1 protein-coding gene is annotated in these 3,205 nt (G+C 72.7%); it reads right to left on the reverse strand.

The window, feature by feature from the left end; translation table 11 throughout:
- A partial coding sequence (locus SSP08S_RS63170) for an SDR family NAD(P)-dependent oxidoreductase (protein WP_019076034.1) occupies window positions 1-3,205 on the reverse strand: 3,205 nt, incomplete at both ends.

Below are 3,205 nucleotides of genomic sequence, written 5' to 3' on the forward strand. Positions count from 1 at the left end.
CTCAAGAAGCAGAACACCGACACCCTCGGCCATGCCGAACCCGTCGGCGGAGTCGGAGAAGGGCTTGCAGCGGCCGTCGGGGGACAGCCCCCGCTGGCGGCTGAACCCGATGATCCCGTCGAGGGCCGACATCACGGAGATGCCGCCCGCGATGGCGATGTCGCACTCCCCGCTCCGCAGTGACTGAGCTGCCAGGTGCAGGGCAACCAGGGACGACGAGCAGGCCGTGTCCACCGTCACCGCCGGACCCTCAAGACCCAGCGCGTACGACACCCGACCGGACAGGACGCTCGCGGCGTTGCCGATGACGAGGTAGCCCTCGTCGGCCTGGGTGCCTTCGGTCTGCCGGCCGTAGTCCTGTCCGTGGGTGCCGACGAAGACGCCGGCCGGTGTGCCCGCGAGCGAGGTCGGATCGAGGCCGGCCCGTTCCAGGAGCTCCCAGGACACTTCGAGCAGCAGCCGCTGCTGGGGATCCATCGCCAGCGCCTCACGCGGCGACACACCGAACAGCTCCGCGTCGAAGTCGGCCACTCCTTTGAGGAACCCGCCGCCACGAACGTAGGTCTTGCCCGGTGCGGCCGGGTCGGCGTCGTAGATGCCCTCCAGGTCCCAGCCGCGGTCGGTCGGCAGATCGCCGATGGCGTCGCCGCCCGCTTCCAGGAAGCGCCAGAGTTCCTCGGGCGAGTCGATCCCGGCGGGGAACCGGCAGCCCATCGCGACGATGGCGATCGCGTCGTCGGCGTCCTCGGGCACCGTCGTGTCCGGTGCCTCGGGAGCCGGGTCCGCGGGGTCCGTGGCGCCGAGCAGTTCGGTGCGCAGATGGCCGGCGAGCGCCTTGGGCGTCGGGTAGTTGAAGATCACGGCAGCAGGCAGCCGTACGCCGGTGGCCTCGGTCAGCCGGTTGCGCAGTTCGACCGCGGTGAGCGAGTCGAAGCCCGCCTCCTTGAAAGCGCGCCCCGCCTCCACCGCGTCCGACGTCGCGTGGCCGAGGACGGCGGCCGCGGCGGCTCGTACGAGACTCAGCAGTTCGCGGTCCTGTTCGGCCGGGGCGAGCGCGGCGAGGCGCTGGGCGAGCGCGGGGCCGTCCTGGTCCGCTTGGTTCTCCTTCACCGTGCGCCGGGACGAGGCCCGTACCAAGTTCCGCAGCAGCGCCGGGACTTCGCCGCTTGCGCGGACGGCGGGCAGGTCTAGCCGGATCGGCACCAGCGCGGGTCGGTCGGTCTCCAGCGCCTGGTCGAACAGGGCGAGGCCCTGCTCGGCGGAGAGCGGGAGCGTGCCGATCCTGGCCATCCTGGCGAGGTCGGTGTCGCTGAGCCGGCCTCCCATGCCCGCCTTCTCCGCCCACAGGCCCCAGGCCAGCGAGACGGCAGGCAGGCCCTGGGCGTGCCGGTGCGCGGCGAAGGCGTCGAGGAACGCGTTGCCGGCCGCGTAGTTGCCCTGGCCGGCGCCTCCGAAGGTCGAGGAGGCCGACGAGTAGACGACGAATGCGGCGAGGTCGAGGTGGCGGGTCAGCTCGTGCAGATGCCAGACCGCGTCGACCTTCGGGCGCAGTACGGCATCCCACTGCTCGGGCCGCAGCGCGTCGATCACCGCGTCGTCGACGACACCCGCCGTGTGGACGATGCCGGCGAGGCGGTCGCCGAGCGAGGTCACGATCTCGGCGAGGAGCCCGCGGTCGGCGACGTCTCCGGCCACCGAGCGGACGTCGACGCCGGTCGCGGACAGGGCGGCGACCTCGGCGAGCCGTTCTTCGGACACACCGGACCGCGAGAGGAGTACGAGTTCGGAGACGCCGTGTGCCGTCACGAGGTGGTCGGTCACGAGCCGGCCGAGGCCGCCCGTGGCACCGGTGACGAGTACGGCACCCCCGGTCAGCCGCGACGCCGGCGCGGCGGCGACGGCATCGGCCCGCTTGAGCCGCGCGACGAACGCCCGGCCGTCCCGGACCGCGATCTGCGGCTCGTCGCCTGCCACGGAGATTCCGAGGGCAACGGCTGCCGTATCGTCCGGCTCGGCCGCCGAATCGATCTCCAGCAGGCCGAACCGGCCCGGGTTCTCGGACTGCGCGGTGCGGACGAGGCCGCGTACGGCTTCCTGGACCAGTTCGCCGGCGCGGGTGGCCACCACAAGGCGCGAGTCCGAGCGGCGCGGGTCGGCGAGCCACTCCTGAAGCACGCTCAGCACCCGCAGCCCGATGTCGTGCACGCGCTCCGGAACCGTCCGCCGTTCGTCGCCTCCGTCGACCCGGAACACCACGACCGGTGGCGTGTTCTCGGCTTCCAGGTCTTCGTAGTACGTCCATGGGACCGGGGCCGCCGCGACGGCGGGCGCGGGCACCCATTCGACCTCGAAGAGCGAGTCCCGCCGGGCCGGCGCGGCCTGTCGGAGCCGCTCAGGGTCGACCGGTCGTACGACGAGGCCCTCGATGTCGACGACGGGCGCACCGGTCTCGTCGACCGCACGGATCGTGACGGTTTCGGGCCCGGCCTGCGCGAGGGTGACCCGGAGCGTCCGCGCACCGACCGCGTGCACCCGGACGCCCGACCAGGAGAAGGCGAGGCGGGGCCGGTCGGGCTCGGCGAAGAACCCCGCGATGCCGAGCGGATGGAGGGCGGCGTCCAGCAGTACGGGGTGTACCCCGTAGGAGGCGGCCGGGGTCTGCGCGGCTGCCTCGGGCAGCCGTACTTCCGCGTGCACACGGCCCGGTTCGGTCCACACGGCCTGGACGGCGTGGAAGGCCGGGCCGTAGTCGACGGTGAGGTGGTCGTAGAACCCGTCGAGGTCGACGGGACGCGCGGCGGCCGGAGGCCAGACGGCTCCCTCCGTCCCGTCCGGTCCGCTCACGCCCTCGGCCACCGTGTCGTACGCGTCGCTCAGCGCCCCGCTCGCGTTCTCGGTCCAGTCCCCGCCCGAACCAGCTCGCGTGTGGACCCTGACCACCCGGGTCTCCCGGCCGTCCGGGACGCCGACGTGGATCCGTAGTTCCACGCCTTCCGACTCCGGTACCACGATGGGCGCGGAGATCGTCAACTCCTCGACGACCGGGGCGTCGAGCTCCTCACCGATGTGAGCGAGCGCGTCGAGCAGGGCGGTTCCGGGCAGCAGCACGACACCGCCGACGCAGTGGTCGTCGAGCCAGGGATGGGTCTTCAGCGAGATCCGGCCGGTGAACACCACCCCACCCGCATCCGGCAACTCCACGGCA

The organism is Streptomyces hokutonensis (assembly GCF_000376565.1).
Lineage (GTDB): Bacteria > Actinomycetota > Actinomycetes > Streptomycetales > Streptomycetaceae > Streptomyces > Streptomyces hokutonensis.